This window comes from Paenibacillus sp. LHD-117 (assembly GCF_030929555.1).
Lineage (GTDB): Bacteria > Bacillota > Bacilli > Paenibacillales > Paenibacillaceae > Pristimantibacillus.
Map to the genome: position 1 here is coordinate 102,431 of NZ_JAVFVT010000020.1, position 23,917 is coordinate 126,347.

At 56.1% G+C, this 23,917-nt stretch carries 21 protein-coding genes; 2 read left to right on the forward strand and 19 right to left on the reverse strand.

The features are described from left to right. Nucleotides 1–2: 2 nt before the first annotated feature. Both addB and RB620_RS16990 read right to left on the reverse strand, forming a co-directional pair. Nucleotides 3–3,509 carry a helicase-exonuclease AddAB subunit AddB gene (gene addB, locus RB620_RS16985; protein WP_308096247.1) on the reverse strand — a complete coding sequence of 1,169 codons (3,507 nt, stop codon included), beginning with the start codon at nt 3,507–3,509 and terminating at the stop codon, nt 3–5. Nucleotides 3,510–3,542: 33 nt separating this feature from the next. After that, nucleotides 3,543–4,901 carry a class I SAM-dependent rRNA methyltransferase gene (locus RB620_RS16990; protein ID WP_308096249.1) on the reverse strand — a complete coding sequence of 453 codons (1,359 nt, stop codon included), beginning with the start codon at nt 4,899–4,901 and terminating at the stop codon, nt 3,543–3,545. Nucleotides 4,902–5,232: 331 nt separating this feature from the next. Between RB620_RS16990 and RB620_RS16995 the strand changes: the two genes are divergently transcribed. Further along, nucleotides 5,233–6,204 (forward strand): Na/Pi cotransporter family protein, encoded by a 972-nt coding sequence (locus RB620_RS16995; RefSeq protein WP_308096251.1) that lies wholly within the window; start codon nt 5,233–5,235, stop codon nt 6,202–6,204. 29 nt (nt 6,205–6,233) lie between these two features. Here RB620_RS16995 and RB620_RS17000 read toward each other — a convergent pair whose 3' ends face one another. The 17 genes from RB620_RS17000 to gpr form a co-directional block, all read right to left on the reverse strand. Then, nucleotides 6,234–6,665 (reverse strand): NUDIX hydrolase, encoded by a 432-nt coding sequence (locus RB620_RS17000; protein ID WP_308096253.1) that lies wholly within the window; start codon nt 6,663–6,665, stop codon nt 6,234–6,236. A 130-nt stretch (nt 6,666–6,795) separates the two neighbouring features. After that, the gene (mtaB, locus tag RB620_RS17005; RefSeq protein ID WP_308096255.1) at nt 6,796–8,199 is read right to left on the reverse strand and encodes a tRNA (N(6)-L-threonylcarbamoyladenosine(37)-C(2))-methylthiotransferase MtaB; all 1,404 of its coding nucleotides are present in this window, start codon (nt 8,197–8,199) and stop codon (nt 6,796–6,798) included. A 2-nt stretch (nt 8,200–8,201) separates the two neighbouring features. Beyond that, a complete protein-coding gene (locus RB620_RS17010) occupies nt 8,202–8,990 on the reverse strand; it encodes an RsmE family RNA methyltransferase (protein ID WP_308096257.1) in 789 nt (262 codons plus the stop codon). Between the two features lie 68 nt (nt 8,991–9,058). After that, nucleotides 9,059–9,730, reverse strand: a complete 672-nt coding sequence (locus RB620_RS17015) for a site-2 protease family protein (protein ID WP_308096259.1) — start codon at nt 9,728–9,730, stop codon at nt 9,059–9,061. Further along, the gene (gene prmA / locus RB620_RS17020) at nt 9,731–10,720 is read right to left on the reverse strand and encodes a 50S ribosomal protein L11 methyltransferase (RefSeq protein ID WP_308096261.1); all 990 of its coding nucleotides are present in this window, start codon (nt 10,718–10,720) and stop codon (nt 9,731–9,733) included. It lies immediately after the preceding gene. Nucleotides 10,721–10,838: 118 nt separating this feature from the next. Beyond that, nucleotides 10,839–11,042, reverse strand: a complete 204-nt coding sequence (locus RB620_RS17025) for a hypothetical protein (RefSeq protein WP_308096263.1) — start codon at nt 11,040–11,042, stop codon at nt 10,839–10,841. Between the two features lie 27 nt (nt 11,043–11,069). Continuing rightward, nucleotides 11,070–11,246 (reverse strand): YfhD family protein, encoded by a 177-nt coding sequence (locus tag RB620_RS17030; protein ID WP_308096265.1) that lies wholly within the window; start codon nt 11,244–11,246, stop codon nt 11,070–11,072. 114 nt (nt 11,247–11,360) lie between these two features. After that, the gene (gene dnaJ / locus RB620_RS17035; RefSeq protein ID WP_308096267.1) at nt 11,361–12,488 is read right to left on the reverse strand and encodes a molecular chaperone DnaJ; all 1,128 of its coding nucleotides are present in this window, start codon (nt 12,486–12,488) and stop codon (nt 11,361–11,363) included. A 211-nt stretch (nt 12,489–12,699) separates the two neighbouring features. Beyond that, the gene (gene dnaK / locus RB620_RS17040; RefSeq protein WP_308096269.1) at nt 12,700–14,544 is read right to left on the reverse strand and encodes a molecular chaperone DnaK; all 1,845 of its coding nucleotides are present in this window, start codon (nt 14,542–14,544) and stop codon (nt 12,700–12,702) included. 89 nt (nt 14,545–14,633) lie between these two features. Further along, nucleotides 14,634–15,209 (reverse strand): nucleotide exchange factor GrpE, encoded by a 576-nt coding sequence (grpE, locus tag RB620_RS17045; protein WP_308096271.1) that lies wholly within the window; start codon nt 15,207–15,209, stop codon nt 14,634–14,636. A 59-nt stretch (nt 15,210–15,268) separates the two neighbouring features. After that, entirely contained in the window at nt 15,269–16,294 is a 1,026-nt protein-coding gene (gene hrcA, locus RB620_RS17050; RefSeq protein WP_308096273.1) for a heat-inducible transcriptional repressor HrcA, read from the reverse strand. A gap of 146 nt (nt 16,295–16,440) precedes the next feature. After that, nucleotides 16,441–16,914 (reverse strand): N-acetyltransferase, encoded by a 474-nt coding sequence (locus tag RB620_RS17055; RefSeq protein WP_308096275.1) that lies wholly within the window; start codon nt 16,912–16,914, stop codon nt 16,441–16,443. 77 nt (nt 16,915–16,991) lie between these two features. Further along, nucleotides 16,992–18,179 carry a radical SAM family heme chaperone HemW gene (hemW, locus tag RB620_RS17060; RefSeq protein WP_308096277.1) on the reverse strand — a complete coding sequence of 396 codons (1,188 nt, stop codon included), beginning with the start codon at nt 18,177–18,179 and terminating at the stop codon, nt 16,992–16,994. A 90-nt stretch (nt 18,180–18,269) separates the two neighbouring features. Further along, a complete protein-coding gene (gene lepA / locus RB620_RS17065; protein ID WP_308096279.1) occupies nt 18,270–20,087 on the reverse strand; it encodes a translation elongation factor 4 in 1,818 nt (605 codons plus the stop codon). A gap of 77 nt (nt 20,088–20,164) precedes the next feature. Further along, the gene (locus tag RB620_RS17070; protein WP_308096281.1) at nt 20,165–20,557 is read right to left on the reverse strand and encodes a translation initiation factor 2; all 393 of its coding nucleotides are present in this window, start codon (nt 20,555–20,557) and stop codon (nt 20,165–20,167) included. Nucleotides 20,558–20,559: 2 nt separating this feature from the next. Beyond that, nucleotides 20,560–21,819 (reverse strand): stage II sporulation protein P, encoded by a 1,260-nt coding sequence (spoIIP, locus tag RB620_RS17075; protein WP_308096283.1) that lies wholly within the window; start codon nt 21,817–21,819, stop codon nt 20,560–20,562. 178 nt (nt 21,820–21,997) lie between these two features. Then, the gene (gene gpr / locus RB620_RS17080; protein WP_308096284.1) at nt 21,998–23,014 is read right to left on the reverse strand and encodes a GPR endopeptidase; all 1,017 of its coding nucleotides are present in this window, start codon (nt 23,012–23,014) and stop codon (nt 21,998–22,000) included. Between the two features lie 236 nt (nt 23,015–23,250). Between gpr and rpsT the strand changes: the two genes are divergently transcribed. Beyond that, nucleotides 23,251–23,523, forward strand: coding sequence for a 30S ribosomal protein S20 (rpsT, locus tag RB620_RS17085; RefSeq protein WP_308096286.1), 273 nt, complete (start codon nt 23,251–23,253; stop codon nt 23,521–23,523). Nucleotides 23,524–23,917 lie beyond the last annotated feature (394 nt).

Below are 23,917 nucleotides of genomic sequence, written 5' to 3' on the forward strand. Positions count from 1 at the left end.
GGCTATCCCTCCTCCAGCAAACGCCATGTTTCTTCTTTGTTCGTTTTGGCGAGTTTCCGGTATTCGTTCCCGAGCGAATCGAACTGGCAGACCGGCTTGTAATCGCAAAATTGGCATGGAGATTTGTCGCCGAGCCTGTATGGCTCAATCGACACTTTCCCCTCCTGAATGGAACCACCGATTCGAGAGATCGTGCGCCTGACCGATCCTCGCAGCGCCGTCCATTGCTCATTCGTGACGACCGATGAACTGCTATAGAAGCTGCCGTCCTTCTTGAGCGCGACAGGAAGCACTTCGGAGAAACCGGTCTCCAGCTCGTCGTCCATCAAACGAATGATTTCGGCATCCGCGCTAAGCAGCCCTTTCGTCTTGTACCGTTTGAGCAACAAGCCGGACGCTTCATCAGCCGAAATCCGGTTCGACATCGCCATGACCGGATTGTGCACGTGGAAGTACAACACCCCGGCGGGCGATGCCGGCTGACCCAACCACCGATCCGCATAGGTAACCAGAACATCTAGGTATGTTAACATTTGGAGCGACAATCCATGTACGACTTCCTCCAGCTTAAGCGACGTCGAGCTTGACTTATAGTCCATGACGCGAAGCAGGAGGCCGTTCTCGGTTTCCGCTGCGTCCACGCGGTCGATCCGGCCGATCACTTCCATCTCCGCCCCGTTCGGAAGCGAAAGCACCATGGGAGGCAAAGCGCCTCCCGGTCCGAAGTCGATTTCCAACCCGACCGGACGGAAGTCGGCTCTTCTGGCATGTTCGCCAAGCACGACGGCCACTTGGGCCACGATTTCCTTCAGCTTGCGGGCAATGAACCCGAATCTGCCGCTGCTCAGCAAGATCTGTGATTGGAGCTTCGGCGCGAGATCGTCTACCGTTCGAGCCGCGGCCGCCTTGATGTCCGCGCGTGACATTTTGCCCCAGCCTCCGCCCAAGCTTCCCGCAAGCTTGCTAAGAGCGGCATGGAACAGCTGTCCGACATCGGGCGCACCGAGCCTGTACAGCTTGCGTTCGCGAAGCTTCAGTCCGTGGACGGCGAAATGCTGGAATGGGCAAGACACGAACCGCTCCATCCTGGAGACGCTCACCTGCATGCGCGAACCGTAGAGCTCGCGAGCAACGACCTCGGGCAGATGCAGCTCCTCGTTTTTATAAAATAACGAAGCAGTCAGCATGGACAGCTTGTTTTGCCAATCCGGACGGACCGCATACCAGTTGTATACATCCCACCAGAACGCCGGAATGTCCGCGCCCTCCTGCTGCGTTTGGCGAATCGCCCCGATCAAGTAGGAGAGCGTTCTGCGCGGATGCGCTACGAACGTCTTCTGTTCGCCATCCGGCATCGCCATTGCGGGTTCGGCGGCGGTTTCGAGCGTGGAAAGCCCCGGGAATAATCCCTTCACCTGGCGGATGAGCTCAGATGGAAGCAAGCTCTTGCCCTCTTCGTCGGCCAACGTCCAGCTGATCCACAGATGGCGGCTTGGCGTCGTCAAAGCGTTGTATACCATAAATCTTTCATCCAACAGGCGTCGCTTCACGCTTGGTGCCATAGATAAACCGGCTTCACCGAGCGTATCCCGTTCGGCTTCTGTCAAGAGACCGTCTTCCTTCGCCCGCATCGGAATGACGCCGTCATTGGCGCCAAGCACATAACAGACCGCGATCCCGCGCGAGCGCGTACGGTCCATGCTCCCGACCAGCACCTGATCGAGCGCCGGGGGAACCGCGGCGAGCGTCAAGCTGTCCAGCCCCGCCTCGACCATGCCCGCGAACAGCGTTGGCGTTACCTTCTCCGTGCCTGCAAGCTCTACCAGCTGATCCAGCAAGCTCATGACGTTATCCCAAAGCTGGCGATGCGATCTTGCGCGCAGCGTTCGGCCGGCAGCCATATCTTCGCCGCTCCAACGCTCCAGGCGATCCGCAGCATCCGTATGATCAAGCAAACGGAACAGCGCCTCGCACATGCCGCCGACCGATTCCGCTTTACGCAGCCCTTCTCCGAACCGGCGGAGATGCGGCACAACCGACTCGCGGGCCTCCATCACGATATCGAACTCCCGCTGCGCGCTTGTGCTGACGGTCTCGATCTCGGCATCTTCCTCCAGCGAGACGGTCATTTGCGGCTTCCAACATTTACGGTCAAGCCACTTCCAGCCGTCGATGCCGGCCGCAAGGGCGAAGTTCTCGAGCCGGTCGAACCATTCGCGCGGGATGCTGCGATCAGCCGGGAACATCATTTCGGTCTTGATGCAGCGGAATACCGCGTCGTATCGCCAGCCGAACAATACCGTCTCCAGCGCGGACCGGATAAATTCGACCAAAGGATGATGCAGCGCCTTCTCCTTCCGGTCGACGAAAAACGGGATGTCGTATTCGTCGAATACGAGCGATACGTAGTCGGCATAGTCTTCCGCGTTACGAACCATGACCGACATATCGCGCCAGCGAATGCCATCCTCCCTAGCCCTGCGCAGCATATCCCTCGCTACGGCTTCCACTTCCGCTCTACGGCTGGCGGCGGCGTGAAGGGATATACCATTTTCCTGATTTTCCTTCGATATGCCGGCGCCATCATGCTGGACGATCATCGGAACGCGTTTGCCGCCGAAATGCCTCTCCAGATGACCGAGCATCGGATTGTCGCGGAAACGGGCCGCTGTAAGGCGATCGTTCAAATTGACGGTCGGCAGCAGCGGCACTCCGTCTTCCTCGGCGATCCCAAGCAGCGTAAGAAACGTTTCTGCGGTCGGGTGGAACAGATCCAGCTCATGGGGAGCCTCGCCGAGCGCGTATGGCTTGTCGAGCGTTATCGCGACGGTTACTAAAGCCGACGATTGCATCAGCGCGCGAAGCGCTTGAAACTCCGTCGGCGTAAAGCCATGGAAGCCATCGACCCAAATTTGCGCGTCCCGCATCGACGGCGCGTCCTTGTACCCCGTTTCCAAATACCGTAAATAATCTTCGGCGTCGATGTACTTGCCCGCAAGCTCGGACTCCATACCGTCGTAGATCAAAGCCAGATCATGCAGCTTCCGGTCGAGCATGGCCGTATTCCGCTCCATGCCCGTCGCTTCCTGCAGCGACGAAGCATCCACGCCATACCGCTTCCACTCTGTCAGAAGCTCCGCAAGACGGTCGATGAATCCCGGCTGCTCCGCGCCGCCTTTGAACAGCTGCAGGCGGGTTGCTTCCCGGTGAACGATTTTGTACAGCAGCATATGTTTGCCCGTATCCCCGATCGGCACGAGCGACGTGCCCCCGGTCTCCTGCATCACCCGGAAAGCAAGCCTCCTAAAGCTAAGCGCTTGCGCCCGCATCGTGCCGCGAAGATCGCTATTCCGCAGCAAGGCATATTCCGTTTGGAACGTCGCTTGTTCGGGAACGAGCATAATAAGCGGCGGCCCGTCCGGGCTTCCGCTAAGCAGCTCTCTAATTTCTTGCAGGCACAAGCCCGTCTTCCCCGTGCCGGACCGGCCGATGACGAATCTCAGCGGCATGTGTCGCTTCCTCCCCTCTCCCGGGCGATGGCTTTACTTGCTTCGCACCTCGAATATCGCGAATTTCAAATAATGGCCTTCCTTCACGCCGAGCAGTTGCGGATGATCCTTGCCCGCCGCTCGCCACTCGATGAGCCTAAGCTGTTTGCCTGCATCAATCGCCGCTTCGGCAATGGTCTCGAGGAATAGATCGGGCTGCATGTGGTATGAACAGCTTGCCGTCACCAGGTAACCGCCTTCGTTCACCAGCTTAAGGCCTTGCAGATTAATATCCTTATACCCGCGGCAAGCGCCCGCGACCGCGTTTTTGGTTTTGGCGAAAGCCGGCGGGTCCAAAATGACGACATCCCATGTACGGCCAGCCCCGTCCAGCTTCTTGGACGTATCCGCGCCCCCTGCCGCCCTAAGCTTCCGCTCGTCGAGTCCTTTGGCTTGCGTCCGCAAATAATCGAAGGCGTCCGCGACGACGAATTCCACTCGATTCGTGAATCCGTTTCGTTCCACGTTGCGCTTCGCCGTCTCGACGGCATGCTCGGAGACGTCCAGGCATGTCACCTTCTTGGCGCCATACTTACAGGCATGGAGCGTAAAGCTGCCCGTGTGGGCGAAACATTCCAGCACGGTCGCTCCGTCCCAATAAGGGAACGTGACGACCTTGCCGTTCGCGTTGAGCGGCACAAGCTTGTCCTGTCCAGCCTCCGGGTCCGGTCCCAGCGCGATGCCGCTGCGGCCTCCCCAACCGGTCATGAGCGGCTCGATCGACGCGCGATTCTCGCGCTGGTCGAAGAAATACCCCGTCTTCTGACCTTCCTCGATATCCACTTCCAGCTTGAGGCCGTTCTCTTCGATCTCGACGATCCGCGGACAATCGCCGTAGAGCACTCCTTTGCGTTCCTCTAATCCTTCCAGCCCCCGAACGCCGACGTCGCTTCGCTCGTAAATGCCGCGGGGAGCGAATACATCCACGAGCGCGTTCACGATCGCGTCGCGTCTCGCATCCATGCCAAGCGTCAGCAACTGAATAACCAGGACGCCGCCAAACCGGTCAACAACGAGCCCGGGCAGGAAGTCCGCTTCCCCGTACACAAGCCTGCAATCTGAACCAGCGACGAAACGTTCGCGATGATCCGCGCACTGACGGAACCGCTCCGCGAAATACGTCTCGTCCATTTCGATTCCCGGACGGTATGAGACGATCCGCACCGTGATTTGCGACTTCGGATTCCAGTATCCCGTCGCCAAATATTTTCCTTGCGCGGTCGCGACGTCAACGAGCGACCCGGGTTCCGCTTCCCCTTCCATCCGGTCGATCTCGCTCGCGAACACCCAGGGATGTCCTTGCTCTATTCTTTTTTTACGCGCTTTTTGCAAAATAACGGTTGCCCTGCTCACGTTTCAACGTCCTCTCTGCCTCTCGCGTCTTGCGATGGCCTGTCATGCTAGTCCCGTCCGAAGCATACATATAGTGCGTGTTCAAAAAGTCCGGTTTTCAGCACATGAGCTTATGCTTCCGATGCTGCGTTTTTTTCAAAAACGCTGTAGAAGGTTGAAAGAAGCTAGGAACTGAGGAGCGGAGCGTAGTGTAAGCTACGTGAGCACCGGAGGTTCCGGCTGAATTCAAGATTCGATGTCGAATACGCTTCCTGGTTAGCTTCGTGATCAAAAGTGGACTTTTTGAACATCCTCATATAGCTACGAATGAGTGTAAACAAAGGAGATTATTATGATCCAATCGATTGTTCTGCCCGTACTGATCGGTTTCTGCGTCTTCCTTTGCGGAATGAAGCTGATGGAGCTGGCCCTGCACCGGATGGCGGGGCCTTACTTATCCGCGATGCTACATAAATCGACGGCCACCCCGCTGCGCGGAATGGCCGTCGGAACGGCAACGACCGCCGTACTCCAGAGCAGCACCGCCGTTACCGTCATATCCATAGGATTCGTAAACGCCGGCCTGATCTCGTTTCCCCGAACGCTAGGCATCATTCTTGGTACCAATATCGGTACATGCCTGACGACCGAGCTCATCGGATTAAATATCGGCCACGCCGCCGTTCCGATGCTCGTCGCCTCGATGCTGGCCTGGCTGCTCACCGCCCTGCTCGGCGAAGTCCGTTTGCTCCCCCGTCTTGGCAGGGCAGCTTGGCTGGAGCCTGTCCGCTCGATCTCCGTTGCGGTATGCGGATTCGGGCTTGTGCTCGCTGGATTGACGATGATGCAGTCCATCGGTCCCTATTTGCAGTCCAGCGGCCTGTTCGACTGGTTTCTGGAACACGCGCGGTCCAGCCTATGGTGGGGACTAATCGCCGGGGCCGCCTTGACGGCCGCCGTGCATAGCGGCGCTGCCGTCATCGGCATGGTGATGGGCTTCGTTACGATCGGCGCCATGCCTCCGGAGATCGGCGTTTCGATCGTTGTCGGCGCCAACGTCGGCACTTGCGTGACCGCGCTGCTCGCTTCGATCGGCGGAACTCGCGGCGGCCAATTTGTCGCGCTCGCCCACATATCCCTAAACGTCGGCGGCGCGCTCCTCTTCCTGCCGCTGATCGGCGAACTGACAGCCGTTACCGGCTGGCTGGCCCATTCCGCCTCGTCGCAGATCGCGCATGCGCAGACGATTTTCAATATCGTTTGTTCGCTGATCGCGCTCCCGCTCTGCTACGCCAAGTTTTGGCGCAGGTTCGATCGCGCTTAAGCCGGCTTCGATCAAACGGCAAGCTCGCGTTAGGTCACCTGTAATCCAAGCAACTGCAGCGCTCCCGCCACGATGCGGTGATTGTTGTCATAACCGGATTGCTTCTGCTTCCGCCAAGCTTCGAGCGGTTCGAACCAGTCGACGCCGCGAATTTCTTCGACTTGCGCCTGATGTGTGCCTCCGACCGCCTTTACGAGATAATAGTGCACTTCCTTGTTGACGGTGCCGAATTGCGCATGTTCGTACTGATACTTGATCTGGTCGATGGGCGCGACGATCTCGCCGCTCAGCCCCGTTTCCTCCCGAATTTCCCTAAGCGCCGTCTGCTCGACCGTCTCCCCTGCCTCCATCTTGCCTTTCGGCAGCGACACCTTGCCGTAGCGGTCTTGGATGAGCTGGACTTGCAGCTGTCCGGACTCGTTGTGGCGGAACACGACGCCGCCCGCAGATATTTCCTTCATGTTCCTTCCCCCTAGCAACCTTTACCGATTAGTATATGCAGCAAAGGATTCCTTCATCTTTGCCCATGTGGAATCGAGAAAGAATGGGAATCCCGCGTTTGCTTCTTCATGCGATGAGCAAGCAGGCGAATTAAGCCCGCATCGCTTCCGGACGTTCGTAGCGGTACTCGTGGATGTCGAGCTCCGCCTGCGTCTGACCGCGATCGGCGCGCGAATCTTCCATTACGCGCACGAGCTGGCCGCGGCATTCGTTCACGCCCGCTTCCGTGATCTTCACCCGGCAGAGCTGGCCGATCAGCTCCTCGGAGCCCTCGAACACCACTTGGATGTAGTTATCGGTGTAGCCCATGACAAATCCGGTGCCGGGCGCGCCCTTGTAATCACGTTCCGGAATGACGTCAAGCACGGCTCCGATGTATCGCTCCGCGTATTGCAGCTGCATTTTCTCGGACAAATCGATCAGCTTATGAACGCGCTCGTTTTTCAACTCTTCGTCCACCTGATCTTCCATTCTGGCCGCCGGCGTGCCGGTACGCTTCGAATAAGGGAAGACGTGCATCTCGGCGAAGCCGAGCTCTTCCATGAACCGGAATCCGCTCTCGAACATTTCGTCCGTCTCCCCGGGGAAGCCGACAATAACGTCCGTCGTAATCGCGACGCCTGGCATCGCTTCCTGAAGCCGCTTGATCTTCGCGGCGAATTGCTCGGTCGTATATTTGCGGCGCATGCGCTTCAGGACGGAATCCTCGCCTGCTTGCAGCGGGATGTGCAAATGCCGGCACATCTTGCTCGAACGGTTCAGCACGTCGATCATGGCATCGTCGATTTGGCTCGCTTCGATCGAGCTGATCCGAATCCGTTCCAGCCCTTCAACCTTGTCCAAATCCCAGAGCAAGCTAGTCAGATTGTAATTTTCCATGTCGTCGCCGTAGCCGCCCGTATGAATGCCTGTCAGGACGATTTCCTTATAACCCGAGGCGACCAGCGCCTTCGCTTGCTCCAGCACGCTTTGCGGTTCGCGGCTCCGTGACAGGCCGCGCGACCAAGGGATGATGCAGAAGGTGCAGAAGTTGTTGCAGCCCTCTTGAATTTTCAGGAACGCGCGCGTGCGCTCCGCGAAGTCCGGAACGTCCAGCTCTTCGAAATTGCGCGTCTTCATAATATTGCGCACCGCGTTGACCGGCCTGCGGTCCGCGTGAATTTGGTTTACGAACGTCATGATCTTGTCGCGGTCCTGCGTGCCGATGACGAGATCGACGCCTTCGATGGCCATGATTTCCGCGGGAGACGTCTGCGCGTAACAGCCCGTTACGGCAATGATCGCGTCAGGATTGCGCCGTACGGCACGGCGAATGATCTGGCGGCTTTTTTTGTCGCCGGTATTCGTCACCGTGCAGGTGTTGATCAAATAAACGTCTGCCGTCGATTCGAAATCAACCTGCTCGTATCCCTCGTTCTTGAACAGCTGCCAGATCGCTTCCGTATCGTAGAAGTTTACTTTGCAGCCAAGTGTATAAAAGGCGACCGTAGGCATGGTCATTCTCCTCCCATTTCTCCAGCTTCGTATAAGACGCAGGTTAATCCGACGATTCCCGCGGTTTCCGTTCTCAAAATGCGCTTGCCGAGGCCTGCGACGACCGCTCCTGCCGCATCCGCCTCCGCCGCTTCGCGATCCGTGAACCCGCCCTCGGGTCCGACGATGATCAAGACAGACGGCGTCCTGCCCTCTTCCAAGGAAAGAAGCTTACCTTCGCGGAACTTTCTTAATGCCGCGCCGATCCCGACGCCTTGCGCCGCATCGCCTTCCCGCTCGTAACAGAAGACGGCCAGATCGTAGTCCGGAATCGTCGCGAGCAGCTCCTTCCAGCTTCGGACGGGTCCGATGGCCGGAATCCGATGGCGATGCGATTGCTCCGCGGCTTCCTTCGCGATTTTGCCCCAGCGCTCGAGGCGCTTCGATTCCTTCTTCGCGTCGTATTGGACGACGATCCGCTCAGACTCGAACGGCAGGAACTCAGCCGCACCGATCTCTGTCCCCTTCTGGATGACGAGCTCCATCTTGTCGCCTTTCGGCAGACCTTGCGCGATCGAAACCGACCAAGCGGGCTCGCTGTCCTGCGGGAGCTTCTCCAGAATGTCGGCTTTCATCGCCTGCGGGATAAGCTCCGTAACGGAAGCCAGCACCGTACGCGACTCGCCGTCGCTCACGATGATTTTATCGCCGGGCTTCATGCGCATGACCCGCAAAGCATGATGGGCATCCTCGCCCGTTATCGTAACGGCGCCGCCGCGAAATTGCTCCGGCGCCACAAAATATCGCTGCATGTTGACTTAACCACCCTACTTTGAAATTCCATCCTTCATCATAGCATGTTTGACCGATAAAAATCTAATCATAGCAGTCGCATCGCGAAGGCAAATATTTCATTCGCGAGAGAGCTGCCGAGTCCGAGAATCGGATCAAGCGTATACCGGCGAAGCGGCGGGATAAAGACGAACAACAAAAAGATGAGCATCCCCCACTGCACATTCTGCTCCATCTTATAACGAATGCGCAGCGGCATCAGCTCGGCGACGATCCGGTAACCGTCGAGCGGCGGAAGCGGAATCAGGTTAAAGACGAACAGCAAGAAATTATAAGAGATCAAATAAGTCATAAATTTGTCGATCGCCGACACGACACCGAAGGAGGCTTGGTCGAGCCATCCCGTCACCGGCAATAACACGTAAATAAAAATCGCGACGATGCCGAGCAGCAAATTGCTAAGCGGTCCGACCGCCGACACGACGATGCTCATCGTACGGGGCTTGCGGAATCGGCTGGCCCTGACCGGAACGGGTTTGGCCCAGCCGAAACCCGCGATCAGAATCAGGATGAATCCTAGCAAATCCAAGTGCGCGACGGGATTAAGCGTCACCCTGCCTTCCTTGTACGCCGTATCGTCGCCGAATTTATAGGCGCTGTACGCATGGGCGAACTCGTGAATCGTGAAGCTTAGAATTAAAGCCAATACGATAAATGGCAAATCCTCGAGCGGAAACCGGAAAAAGTCCTGGAACTCCATCTAGCCCACCTGCGGCTTACGCGCCACGTACGCGATCCAGTCTTCATCGCGTCTCTTCTCGACGATATGGAAGCCCGAAGCCTTGAGCCCTTCTTCCACTTCGTTTTCTTTGTTCTTGTAAACGCCGGAAGCGATGTACGTGCCACCCGGCTTAAGCGCTTCGTAGACATCGTCGATGAACAACAAAATAATCTCGGCCAAAATGTTGGCGACGACCAGGTCGACGGGTACGGTCACGCGGAGAGCCGAAGGAACGCCTGCGCCTCCGTCGCTTTCACGCAAAACGCCGAGCAGATCGCTCAGACGAACTTCCACTTGCTCGGACAAACCGTTCAGGCGCACGTTCTCCGTCGCGCTTGATACGGCTATAGGATCTAAGTCGAGCGCAAGGACGCTCTTCGCGCCGAGCCGGCATGCGCCGATCGCGAGAATGCCCGATCCCGTGCCGACATCGATCATTTCTTCTCCGCCTCGTACGACGGATTCGAGTGTCTGCAAGCAAAGCGCCGTTGTCGGGTGCGTGCCCGTGCCGAACGCCATACCGGGATCTAGCTCGATGATCCGCTCGCCTTCGCCCGGCGCGTAATCTTCCCAAGTCGGTTTAATCGTCAAGCTGTCAGATACGCGAATCGGCTTAAAATATTGTTTCCATGCCGTTGACCAATCTTCGTCATCCACTTCTTTCGCGGAATAGGACACTTCGCCCGTATCGATATCGAAGCTTCTCAGCTCTTCGACGCGCGGCTTCAGCTCCTCGATCAGAACAGACAAATCCGTGCCTTCGGCAAAATAACCTTTGATGATTGCTTGCCCTTCCGGAATATCGTTAAGCGGCAGCTCGTACCACTGTCCGAGCGAGGTGTCCCGCGGTTTATTCAGCGTGCCCGATTCTTCGATCGAAACGCCGCCCGCGCCAAGCTCGTGCAGGAAATTGCTAATCATCTCCGTCGCTTCTTCGGTCGTGGAAATCGTCAGTTCATGCCATTTCATATGTATTGCCTCCCAGTATCATAAAAACCTACCCTCTATTGTACAACAGACCCCGCTTCAGCACAAAAAAACAGCGCAATTTCCGTCCCCGGAAATCGCGCTGCCCGTCACCGCTTATTCACATGCTCGAATCGACGTTTCCGCCGATCTGGCGAATGAGATGCACCGCGCGGTCCGCGACGGATTCATCCACCGTCGCGGTCAGCATGCCGCCTTCGTGGTAGCCACCCACTTCGACCACGCGCAGCGCTTGCAGCTTATGCACGGCCTCCTGCGCTTCGAGCTCGCTTCCGAACGACGCTTGAATTTCGATCGTGCTCATCGCTTCAGCCCCGCAAGCGCCCGGGCATCATTCGTTCTCCATGCGCTCGTCCGCGGCTGCTGCCCGCTGCTGCGCTTTGCGGTCGGCTTCGTCCGCCAGCTCTTCCGAAAACTCCACGTCTTCGCTTTTGCCGATCGGCAAATCGCCGAAGTTCACCTTCTCCATGTTGTTCTCGTATTCGCCCAATTCGTTGTTTGCGGTCATGTTTTTGCCTCCTAGTCTTCGGCAACCCGGTTGCCCGATTTTGAACAGCAATAGAGTGCGCCGAAGCCATTCAGAATATGCATCGGCTTCGGAAACCAAAAAAAATTCCGCGGATTATTCTCCGCGGAATGCTTTTTTCATACGTTCGAAGATTGATTCGTGATGTTCACTCTGTTCGCTTGCGGGTTCCACATTCAGCCCGCCGAATTGGCGAAGAAGCTCCTTCTGTTCATCTGTCAGCTTCGTCGGCGTCACAATCGTGACCTTCACGTGCTGATCCCCCGTGCCGTAGCCGCGCAGCTTAGGCACGCCTTTGCCTTTCAGCCGGAAATACGTACCCGTCTGCGTGCCGGCAGGCACTTTCAGCTTCACCTTCTCGGTCAGCGTCGGAATTTCGATCTCGTCGCCAAGCGCCGCCTGGACGAACGTCAACGGAACCTCGCAATAGATATCGTCGTTCTCGCGTTCGAAGAAATCATGCGGCTTCACCCGAATGACGATGTAGAGATCGCCGGAAGGGCCGCCGCGCGTTCCGCCTTCGCCTTCGCCGGTCATCCGGATTTGGGCGCCGTCATCCACGCCTGCAGGAATATTGACTTTGATTCTGCGCTGCTTCTTCACTTTGCCTGCGCCATGGCAAGTTCCGCACTTGTCGCGGATAATACGGCCCGTGCCGCTGCAATTCGTACACGCCCGGCGATTGACCATTCTGCCGAACGGCGTGTTCTGCACCACTTCCTGCTGGCCGGAACCTCGGCAGGTGGAGCAAGCTTCCGGCTTCGTGCCCGGTTTGGCACCCGAGCCATGGCAGGTATCGCAAGATTCGGTGCGGGGAATCGTAATTTCCGCTTCCTTGCCGAATACCGCTTCCTTGAACTCGACCGTCATCGTATATTGCAGATCATTGCCTCGCTGCGGCGCGTTCGGATCGCGCCTTCCGCCGCCTCCGCCGAAGAACATGTCGAATATATCCCCGAAGCCTCCGAAGTCCGCGCCGCCCGCGCCGCCCATCCCTTGATTCGGATCCACATGACCGTAACGGTCGTAAGTCGAGCGTTTCCCGTCGTCGCTCAGGACGTCGTAAGCTTCCTTCACTTCCTTGAACTTGCTCTCCGCGTCCGCTTCCTTATTGACGTCGGGATGGTATTGCCTCGCCAGCTTACGATAAGACTTTTTGATATCCTCCGCGGAGGCATCCTTGCCGACGCCAAGCACATCGTAATAATCCCGTTTGTTTGCCATCCGATTCTCACCTCCGCAATGAAATGACACTATCCTCTATCTTAACACGAGAAGAAACGGTGCCGTCAATGTTGCATTCGACGATACCGTTTCCATTTCGTGCCGAAACGCTTCGATCACGCATCGGCAGGCCGCGCCTGTCGCGCGACCGCCGCTCGCGAAAGGAGGCCAAAGACGGGCGCGCCCGTCCTTGACCCCTATCCCGTCGCCCTTACTTCTTGTCGTCGTTCACGACCTCGTAGTCGGCGTCCACGACATTGTCTTTGCCTCTCGCTCCGCCCGCCTCGGCTTCCGGTCCGCCTTGCGCGCCTTCAGCGCCCTGCGCGGCTTGCTCGTACAGCTTCACGGACAGCTGCTGGACGATTTCCGTCAGCTCTTCCGTAGCGGATTTGATTTGCTCCAGATCTTCCGTAGCCAGCGCCGCCGTTACTTTCTCTTTGGCCGCGTTCGCTTTTTCGATATCGGACGGATCTACCTTGTCGCCAAGATCCTTGATCGTTTTCTCCGTCGTATAGACGAGCTGATCCGCTGCGTTTCTTGCTTCTACAAGCTCGCGGCGCTTGCGGTCTTCGTCCGCATGCAGCTCGGCGTCCTTCATCATTTGGTCGATCTCCGCGTCGCTCAGGCCGCTGGAAGACGTGATCGTAATCTTCTGGCTTTTGCCTGTGCCCTTGTCAAGCGCGGACACGTTCACGATGCCGTTCGCGTCGAGATCGAACGTAACTTCGATCTGCGGAACGCCGCGCGGCGCCGGCGGAATGTCGCTCAATGTGAAGCGTCCCAGCGTCTTGTTGCCCGCCGCCATGGAACGTTCGCCTTGCAGCACGTGAATCTCTACGCCCGGCTGATTGTCGGCATACGTGGAGAACACTTGCGACTTGCTCGTCGGAATCGTCGTGTTGCGCTCGATCATCTTCGTGAATACGCCGCCTGCCGTCTCGATGCCGAGCGATAGCGGAGTTACGTCGAGCAATACGACATCCTTCACGTCGCCGGTCAAGACACCCGCTTGAACGGCTGCGCCAAGCGCGACCACTTCATCCGGGTTGACGCCTTTGTGCGGCTCTTTGCCGATGAGCTTCTTGACCGCGTCTTGAACGGCAGGAATCCGAGTGGAACCGCCGACAAGCACAACTTTGTCGATTTCGCTTTCGGACAAGCCGGAATCGCTAAGCGCTTGACGAGCTGGTCCAAGCGTGCGTTCTACGAGCGGCGCGGACAGCTCTTCGAATTTCGCGCGAGTCAGGTTCATTTCCAAGTGCTGAGGCACGCCGTCTACCATCGTAATGAAAGGCAGTGAGATCGCCGAAGTCAATACGCCGGACAGCTCTTTTTTCGCTTTCTCGGCTGCATCCTTCAAACGTTGGACCGCGGCTTTGTCCTTGGACAGATCAACGCCCTGCTCCTTCTTGAACTCCGAAACGAGGTAATCGATGATCACTTGGTCGAAGTCGTCGCCGCCAAGCTTGTTATCGCCGCTCGTTGCTTTTACTTCGAAGAAGCCGTCGCCGAGCTCCAGGATGGAGACGTCGAACGTGCCGCCGCCAAGGTCATAGACCAGAATCGTTTGGTCTTCCGACTTCTCTAGGCCGTACGCAAGTGCGGCAGCCGTCGGCTCGTTGACGATGCGAAGCACTTCGAGGCCCGCGATTTTGCCCGCGTCCTTCGTTGCTTGACGCTGGCTGTCGTTGAAGTACGCCGGCACTGTAATGACCGCTTGCGTGACCGTCTGGCCAAGGTATGCTTCCGCGTCGGATTTCAGCTTCTGAAGAATAATCGCCGAAATTTCTTGAGGCGTATATTCTTTGTCGTCGATTTTTTCTTTGTGGTTCGTACCCATATGACGTTTGATGGAAATAATGGTGCGGTCGGGATTCGTGATCGCTTGGCGTTTCGCCGTCTCGCCGACAACACGCTCTCCGTCCTTCTTGAAACCTACGACCGAAGGCGTCGTGCGGTTGCCCTCCGGGTTCGGGATGACGACTGCTTCGCCGCCTTCCATTACGGCAACGCAAGAGTTCGTCGTGCCAAGGTCGATACCGATTACTTTGCTCATGGTTGAATGGCCTCCTCAAATAAGTGGTTGTATTGTCACTCGCGGATCATCCGCATGATTGCGCGCTGGCAGGCAGGTTTCGGGAGCGGTTAGCCGCTCACCTTCACCATCGCCGGACGAAGGACCTTCTCCTTCAACATATAACCCTTCTGGACTTCCTCCACGACGATCCCTTCCTCGTGCTCGTCGGACTCGACTTGCATGATGGCCTGATGGAACTCGGGATTAAACGGTTGGCCAACGGACTCGATCGCCTTCAGCCCCTCGGCTTCCAGCGTTTGGGACAATTGGCGGAAGATCATGTCAACGCCTTTGGCCAGCGATTCATAATCGCTATTGGACGAAGCCGCCGCAATGGCGCGTTCGAAATTGTCGACGATCGGAACCAATTGACCGATCAGCTTCATCGAAGCGTATTGCGCCAGCTCTTCCTTCTCCTTCGCGGTACGGCGTCTGAAGTTATCGAAATCCGCTTGCGCGCGTAAGTATCGCTGCTGAGACTCATCCGCATGCTTCGCCAGCTCGGCGTAACGGGTATCCTCCGCTTGCTCCTCCACATCGGCGTTCTGCGCTTCGGCTTCAGCCGTAGCTTGCTCCGCAGCTTGATCGGAAGCGTCTTCTACTACTGTATCCGTTGTATCGTTATGTTGTTCCTTGGTACTCACCCTATCACCTCCTTATTCAAATGCAGCTGCAAGCCGCAGATCGGCGCCGCTCGTTCTTCTTATTTGTACCATCTGCCGAGCAGCGTGCCCATATCTTTGGATATCAGATCGAGCAAGCTAATCACTTTGCCGTATTCCATTCGGGTCGGACCCAAAATGCCGATCGTGCCGAGCGCTTCGCCGTTTATGGAATACGTTGCCGTAATCAAGCTGCAATCGCTAATCGCTTTGTGGTCATTTTCCGTGCCGATACGCACTTGTATGCCCGAAGGAAGCGATGTGAACATTTTCATGATCGTAGGCGTCTCGTCAAGCAGATCCAGAATTGTCTTCACCTTGTCGACGTCCTTAAATTCCGGCTGGGTCAGCATGTTCGTCGTTCCGCTCATGAAGATCCGTTGTTCCTCGTCGTTCTGCAGCGCGCTGTCGAGTACGCCGAGCAAACCTTCATAATGGTCGACGTGACGTTCCAGCTCCTGCCCGACCTCCGAATACAGCTTCGCCTTGAGCCGAACAAGCGGAACGCCCACCAGCTTCGTATTCAAAATATTTACGACCTTCTGCATGTCGTCCATATTCAAATTCGGCGGGATCGAAATCGTGCGGTTCTCGACATGTCCCGTATTCGTTACGATAATGGCGACTGCGGATTCCGCGTTGAGCGGTACCAGCCCGAAGTGTTTCAGTGACGTTTGGAACAATTCCGGACCAAGCAAGATCGACGTGTAATTCGTCAAATTCGACAAGATCATCGCGGTTTGCTGTATGACTTGTTCCATCTGGTTCAGTTTATCCGTTACAAAAGATTTCATCAGGCCCAGATCGCTGTCGTTCACCTCGCCAAGCTTGACCAGGTGGTCGACGTAATACCGGTATCCCTTGGTGGACGGGACGCGGCCGGCCGACGTATGGGGCTGCTCGAGAAACCCGAGCTCTTCCAGGTCCGCCATCTCGTTCCGAATGGTAGCCGGGCTGAATCCGACATCCCCGCGCTTCGAAATGCTGCGCGAGCCTACCGGCTCTGCCGAACGGATATAATCGTCTACTATGGCGTTTAAGATCATTCGCTGTCGTTCCGTCAACATAGTAAATCCCTCCGATTCCCATTCGAATTCGCCTTGCGCCTGTCCTTCGTTAGCACTCAACATCAATGAGTGCTAATCACTATTACAAAAATACCAAACCAGCTTGACGATTGTCAAGTCGGTTCGGCATTTTCAGTCCATTATTTTCAAGACTCCAGCACCTTCAGCACCGCGATTTCGTCGCAGGCGAATTGCTTGGGGCAATTCACGCAATCTCTCCATACCTTCTCCGGGAAAATCTCCTTCTCGACGACCGTAAAGCCGTTCCGTTCGAAAAATTTATCCGCGTACGTCAGCGCCATCACCTTGGTGATGCCTTGCTCCTTCGCTTGCGCAAGGAGAGCGTCCACCAGCTTGCTTCCGATTCCAAGGCTTTTATAGCCGTCCGTGATCCCTAAAGACCGAATCTCGACCAAATTATCGCCAAGCTTCGTTAGCGAGCCGCAGCCCACGACCTCGTCTCCGACCTCGGCCACGACGAACGTATCGATCAGATCGGCAAGAACCTCTCGCGTGCGCGGCAGCATGACGCCTTTCTCGGCATAACCTTTGATTAATTGAAATAAAGTTTCCACGTCGTCCGACGTCGCTGTTCTGCATAACACTTGCGCGGTCTGCATCGCTGCCTACACCCCCGAGAGACAAGATCTGAGTTCAATATGAATAAATATACATCAGATCGCATGAATTCTCAAGGTTATTTTTCACCGATTTGTTCAGTCTCCGCACCGATAAACGAGCCGAATACTTCATTGCCGAGCAAGACGCCGCAATCCGTTAACCGGTACCAATCATCGCCGTCCCGTTGCACCTGCTCCAACAGGCCATCGCTCGTCAGCTTGCCGATCGTGCCGCCGAAAACCGATTCCAGCTGGCGACCGCCAAACTGCTTAGCGAACCTCGACGCCGGCACGCCCTCAAGCAGCCGAAGCCCGACCATCATAAAATCTTCCATCGCTTCCCGCTCGGTCACCTCAAAGGATTCCAACCGAGGCAGCTTGCTCGCGCTTGCATCGATATAGGGCTGAACGCCTTTTAGATTGATATGGCGCGTCCTGTTTGCATATCCATGCGCCCCTGCGCCTAACCCGTAGTAAGGCTCGTTGCGCCAGTAGGTCGAGTTATGCCTGCTTTCGAATCCGGGTTTGGCGAAGTTGCTGATCTCGTAATGGCCGTATCCTCCCTCCTTCAGCTTCTTCATTAATAGAAGAAACATCTCGTACTCCTCTTCCTCGGGAGGGAGCGGCAGCTCGTTGCGTTCGTACAGCTTGTGGAACAAGGTATTTTCTTCAACCTTCAAGCTATATAGCGAATAATGCGGCAGTCCGAGCGCCATCGCGCGGTCGACGCTGTCCGAGAGATGCGCGAGCGTCTGGCCGGGCAGTCCGAACATCAAGTCGATCGACAGGTTATCGAAACCCGTCTTCCGGGCATTCTCCAAGCTGCGGTAAACGTCGTCCACGTTATGAATCCGTCCGATTCGCTCCAGAAGCCCGTTGTCGAACGATTGAACGCCGAAGCTGATCCGGTTCACGCCACCGGCCCTCATAGCGCCAAGCTTATCCTCGTCTGTCGTGCCGGGATTGGCTTCCATCGTAAATTCCACGTTTGCTGCCAGCGGAAAGTGCGACCTAACCGCCCGAAGGAATCTCTCCATCTGAGGCGGCGTCAGTACCGTCGGCGTCCCGCCGCCGACGAACACGGTGTCGATACGTTCCGGCCGCATCGTTTCGACGGTCCGTTTCATTTCTTCCTCGAGCGCGTCCAAATACTGATCCACGGGCTGTCCTCTTAACACGTAAGAAGTAAAGTCGCAATAGTGGCATTTGTTCGTGCAGAACGGGATGTGTATATAAAGCGCGTTTGGCGCTTGTTGTAACGTCATTTCAATTTCCCTCCCATGGCAAAACGATTACATCGATACAAACGAAGAAAGGAGAGCAGCGCTCTCCTCTCCAAATGACCCGATCCTGGCTTAATCCTCGTCGATCTTGAGCACCGCCATGAACGCTTCCTGCGGTACTTCGACGCTGCCGACCTGCTTCATCCGTTTCTTGCCTTCCTTCTGCTTCTCGAGCAGCTTGCGCTTCCGGCTAATATCGCCGCCGTAACACTTGGCAAGAACGTTCTTCCGCATAGCCTTGACCGTCTCGCGGGCGATGACCTTCGTGCCGATGGATGCTTGGACCGGCACCTCGAACATCTGACGAGGGATCAGCTCCTTCAGTTTCTCGCAGATGACGCGCCCCCGCTGATAAGCGCGGTCGCGGTGAACAATGACCGACAAAGCGTCGACCTGTTCGTTGTTCAGCATAATATCCATCTTCACGAGATTCGATTTGCGGTAACCTGACAGCTCGTAATCGAACGATGCGTAACCTTTGGTGCTCGATTTCAACTGATCGAAGAAATCGTAAACGATCTCCGACAGCGGCATATGGTAGGTCAACGTGACTCGGTTCGTATCGAGGTATTCCATGTTGACGAACTCGCCGCGTTTGCCTTGGCAAAGCTCCATGATCGCGCCGACATAATCGTTCGGCACGATGACGCCCGCTTTGACGTACGGTTCTTCGACGAAGTCCAGCTTACCGGATTCCGGATAGTTGGACGGGTTGTCGATGTTCAATTGCTCGCCGTTCGTCAGCGTTACTTTATAGATAACGCTCGGCGCCGTAGTGATCAGCGGAATGTTGAATTCGCGCTCGATGCGCTCCTGGATGATTTCCATATGGAGCAATCCAAGGAAGCCGCAGCGGAAGCCGAAGCCGAGCGCGGTCGAAGACTCGGGCTCGTAACGAAGCGACGCGTCGTTCAGCTCGAGCTTCTCCAGCGCATCGCGCAAGTCGTTATAATCTTGATTCTCGATCGGGTACAATCCGCAATAAACCATCGGGTTAATCCGTCTGTAGCCGGGGAGCGGCTCGGGAGCCGGACGTTTGGCATCCGTGACGGTATCGCCCACGCGCGTATCCTTGACGTTCTTTATGCCCGCAACGATAAATCCGACGTCGCCGACGGCTAATTCGTCGACGATGGACATCCGCGGCTTGAACGCGCCGACTTCGATGACTTCAAACTCTGCTCCGGTCGCCATGAAGCGGATTTTTTTGCCTGCTTTGATGTTCCCGTCGATGACGCGGACGTAGACGATGACGCCTTTGTAAGCATCGTAGTGCGAATCGAAAATCAATGCCTTCAGTGGCTCGTCCGGATCGCCGTTCGGAGCCGGCACCTTCTGCACGACCTGCTCCAAAATTTCCTTGATGCCGATGCCGGCTTTCGCCGAAGCATGAACCGCTTCACTTGCGTCCAGCCCGATGACGTCCTCGATCTCCTGCTTCACCCGTTCCGGTTCGGCGCTCGGAAGATCGATTTTGTTGATGACGGGCAGCACTTCAAGGTTGTTGTCGAGCGCCAAGTACACGTTCGCAAGCGTCTGCGCTTCGATGCCTTGGGCGGCGTCGACGACCAGCAGGGCGCCTTCGCATGCCGCCATGCTTCGGGACACCTCGTATGTAAAGTCGACATGTCCGGGCGTATCGATCAAGTTAAGCAGATATTCTTCGCCGTCATCCGCCTTGTACGAGAGGCGAACGGCCTGCAGCTTGATCGTAATGCCGCGTTCGCGCTCCAGATCCATCTGGTCGAGCACCTGTGCCTGCATCTCGCGGGATGACAGCGCGCCTGTGTACTCCAAAATCCGGTCCGCGAGCGTGGACTTGCCATGGTCAATATGAGCGATAATGGAAAAATTCCTTATTTTCTTCTGTCGGTCACGAACGTCAGTCATGCTTGAGCCCCCACACATTCCAATAATCCAATCATTCTTTCTATTATATCAGCAACAAGGGAGCACAGCAACGAAAGTTAGTTCATCAGGCCGTCGAACAACGATACGACAAACCGGATGCCTTTGCTGGAAGCTGTTTGGAGCAAGCCGGAGGTGGAGTCGGCGATTTTGTTGACGGCGGCTTGATCTTCCTCGAGCGGCATGCCGGGCAGGCGCCGATTTTCCCCGTTGTCGTAGGCGTCGCCGTACGCGATTTTGCGGATATCGTCCAGCTCCTTCTCTAGCTCCGCAATGCGTTTCTCGGTTTCGCTGGCATTCGTAAGTTCCCCTGTGTCATACGTATATCGTTCGGAGCCGTCCATCGGCCCGTAGATCCGTTCGATGCCGGATGTCGACATCTCCATCCCGAACAACACGATGAAGGTGAGCGCGCCGCCCAGCAGCAGCAGTTTCCAGCTTTTCCGTTTCATGATTACTCCTCCTCGCCCGATACTTCTTCGGCATCCCAATAGATCGAAGCTATAATTTCGGCCAGCGCGTCGGCCGTCCGGTAGGATTCATCCAGCGAATTGTCTACGCCGCCGATCTCCATGAGCACGCTCTCGGAAGCGAGCGACTGGTTGTATTCGGCGTTGCCCGTAGCAGCAGTCTTCCCCCAGATGCCGCGCGAAATACCCGGATACTTCTTCTCTAGCTCATCGTGGATCTTGGTGGCGAACGCTTCATTTTCTTTCCAATTCGGATTGCGGTGCCCGATAATAAAATAAACCTGTGCGTAGCTCTTGCCGCCGATATCGACCGTCGTGTATTTGCGTTTCTGCGAGTCGCGGTGCAGGTCGAAGAAGTAGGTCAGATCGTCGCTGCCCGCCATCGCTTCCTTCACTGTCTTCATCGAATACTTGTAGCTAAGCTCCCAGCGGTAATTCTTGATCGCCGTCGGATAATCTGTGTCGGACACGACCGAGCCGACGCCGTGTTCCTCAAGCTTCTCCGCCAGACGTTTGCCGACCAGCGTAATGTTTTTTGTGCCGGAGCTTGCGTCCTTGGCTCCCGGTTCAAGCTCGGGATACCAAGATTCCCGGTTGTGGGAATGGTAGATGAACGCGACCTTCCTGCCTTCCGTCGTCGGCTGCCCGTTCGGTTCGTCCTTCCCGCCGCTGTCCGTTCCATCTCCCGCTCCAGATCCTTCCGAAGGCTCGTCTCCATCGTTCCCAGAGGAAGCTCCGCCCTCATTATCCGCAGGGGTGGGATCCGGCGTCGGTTCGTAAATCGGGGAATGGTCCTGCGGCCCGACATCGGCGTCCGTGCCGACCCCTTTCCTGATCAGGAAGGCATCGCTCTGCGCCATGCCAGGCAGTTCGCCGGCAAGCAAGCTGCTTGGACTGCCTGGGTTAATATCCGTCAACGTCCGCATGAGGAAGACGCTAATTTCTTTGCCGGTCAGCGTATCCGTGGACAAGCTGCTTTGGAAAGCCGGCATTTCCATCTCCAGCATGTCGCCGAACAAGCCGCTTGATACCGATGCCGCGAACCCTTTCATCGAATCCATCGACGAAACCGAAGACTGCTGGTGGAGCATGACCGCAATGCCCAGCGTCATAAAAAACAACATCGAGCTAAGCGACAACAACGAGAAAGCTTTTCCCGTAACGAGCATCTCCCGAATCCGATCCGGCTCCCCCCATCGTTCGGATTGCCGAAGCCCGCTCGCCATTTTGCTAAACCATTTCATAATCGATTCCCTCCCTAACCGCAAATCCATAAGTTGTCCAACAATGTACTACTAACCTATGAACGCGAGAGAGATGGTAGAACCAAATTAATAGATAGAGTTTGAATCATAGAGTGACGGTACGCGAAAAAACCGCAAACCCGGACGGGCATGCGGCATCGCAAACGATCTGTATTTGTTAATGCGTATAAGCGGCTACGTTATCCGTGTCGACCGCCTCGTGCAGCGAAGCGTTCAGGCCGCTCGCGATGATGTTCGCAATATCCTCGATGAACTGATCGACTTCTTTCGGCGTGACCAGCAGGTCGTGACCGACCGGCCCGAGCACTTCTTTCACGAGCTGCAGCCGCTCGTTCTCCGGCATTCCGTTCATCAGTCCGAAAATCTGGTTCGTGTCGCCCTTCTGCTCCTCCAAATGGCCCTTCATCATTTCGAACGCGTTGTTCACGATCGTAGAAGCGTACACGACGGTCGGAACGCCGATGGCGATCACCGGAATGCCTAGGATGTCTTTGGTTAGTCCTTTCCGCTTGTTGCCGATGCCAGAGCCGGGGTGGATCCCCGTATCCGCGATCTGGATCGTCGTATTGACCCGCTCGAGTGCTTTGGACGCCAGCGCGTCGATCGCAATGATGAGATCCGGCTTCGATTGGTCGGCGATGCCGTGCACGATCTCGCTAGACTCGATGCCGGTTATGCCGAGCACGCCCGGCGCTACGGCGCTGACCGGACGATAACCGGGAGCCACCTGATCCGGCATCAATTCGAAGAAGTGGCGCGTCACCATGACGTTCTCGACGACCAACGGCCCGAGCGCGTCGGGCGTGACGTTCCAATTGCCAAGCCCCACGATAAGAACCTTCGCCATCTTGCCGATTTGAAGCCGCTCCAGGAACGATTCGAAATGTTTGGCGAAATGGGTGGCCACGCGATCCTGCAGCGTCGTATCCCCGTTTCGCAGCCCCGGCACCTCGATCGTGACGTATTGTCCGACGATTTTGCCGATGGCCTGAGAGCCTTGTTCGTTTTGGACATGCAGGACGGTCACCGTAATGCCGTCGTCCTCGGTTACCTCCGAATGGATGCCCGGAATCGGTCCCCCGTCCGGCTGCGCCAGCTCCCTTGCCTCCAAGGCAAGATCCGTTCTGACGTTAAATTTCTGCAGGTCAAGCTGATCCTGTGGCTGTTCGTTCATGTTCATGCCGCTCCTTTCGTGCAATCGTACTTTCGTTATTGTTCGCAAAGCTGCCTTTTTCATACGATTTCCCCATCTCCCCTCCGGGTATGCGCGCATAGGGACGAAACTCGGTTACTATTGCTTTTTGGGCAGTCGCATGATAATATATTTTAAGTTGTGTTGAGTAGGTTTTGAACCAATCGACCCCGCTTCGTTACGAAGCATTGCACAGAATTACGTAGGAGGTGAATTCCATGCCAAACATTAAATCCGCGATTAAACGCGTGAAGACTAGCGAGAAACGCCGTGCTCTGAACGCTTCCCAGAAATCCGCGCTTCGTTCGGCCGTTAAATCTGCTGACCAAGCTATCGCTGGAACGGACGTAGAAACTGCAAAAGCGGCTCTGCTCGTTGCAACGAAGAAATTGGACAAAGCAGTAACGAAAGGCCTGATTCATAAAAATGCGGCTGCCCGCAAAAAATCTCGTCTTGCGAAAAGACTGAACGCGTTGTCCGCGCAAGCGTAAGCTTCCTGGGCACAAGGTGAAACGGCTGTCGCCGTCCTTTGGCAGCGCACGCGTTTCATTCCGAGAATTCTAAGCCCGTATAAGATGCAAAACTTATTCATACTTAGAATTTGACAATAGGCTTCACCGACCTCCGAGAGGTCCGGTGAAGCCTATTTGTTTGCGTATGAGTTGTGAGTGGGTTCGAGTGTAGATTCGAGTGTAACCCTTAATTGCTGTATTCCGTGCAGCATATTCGACGGCGAAAGTGCTGAATGACCATCATTCCTGCATAAATCAGGCTGTTGAGAAATTCAAAAACTTCAATAAATCACCGCGTTAATATGGTATAATGAGGGTAGAAACCATTCCATAGAAAGCGCGGTGTTTTTATGCTTCGCACGAATGATCCTAA